Origin of the sequence: Streptomyces flavofungini, from assembly GCF_014650815.1 — a bacterium.
Lineage (GTDB): Bacteria > Actinomycetota > Actinomycetes > Streptomycetales > Streptomycetaceae > Streptomyces > Streptomyces flavofungini.
Genome location: NZ_BMVR01000069.1, coordinates 1 through 661 on the forward strand (window position 1 = coordinate 1; position 661 = coordinate 661).

The 661-nt window shown below is 57.3% G+C and carries 1 rRNA gene; it reads left to right on the forward strand.

The annotated features are described in order from the left end of the window. Window positions 1–661, forward strand: a 23S ribosomal RNA gene (locus tag IE274_RS39160); the annotation flags it as partial.

A 661-nucleotide genomic window follows, 5' to 3' on the forward strand; every position in this document is an offset into this window, starting at 1 on the left:
TCAGGGACAGTGTCTGATGGGTAGTTTAACTGGGGCGGTTGCCTCCTAAAGAGTAACGGAGGCGCCCAAAGGTTCCCTCAGCCTGGTTGGTAATCAGGTGTTGAGTGTAAGTGCACAAGGGAGCTTGACTGTGAGACTGACGGGTCGAGCAGGGACGAAAGTCGGGACTAGTGATCCGGCGGTGGCTTGTGGAAGCGCCGTCGCTCAACGGATAAAAGGTACCCCGGGGATAACAGGCTGATCTTCCCCAAGAGTCCATATCGACGGGATGGTTTGGCACCTCGATGTCGGCTCGTCGCATCCTGGGGCTGGAGTCGGTCCCAAGGGTTGGGCTGTTCGCCCATTAAAGCGGTACGCGAGCTGGGTTTAGAACGTCGTGAGACAGTTCGGTCCCTATCCGCTGTGCGCGTAGGAGTCTTGAGAAGGGCTGTCCCTAGTACGAGAGGACCGGGACGGACGAACCTCTGGTGTGCCAGTTGTCCTGCCAAGGGCATGGCTGGTTGGCTACGTTCGGAAAGGATAACCGCTGAAAGCATCTAAGCGGGAAGCCTGCTTCGAGATGAGGACTCCCACCCCCTTTGAGGGGTTAAGGCTCCCAGTAGACGACTGGGTTGATAGGCCAGATATGGAAGCCCTGTAAGGGGTGGAGTTGACTGGTACT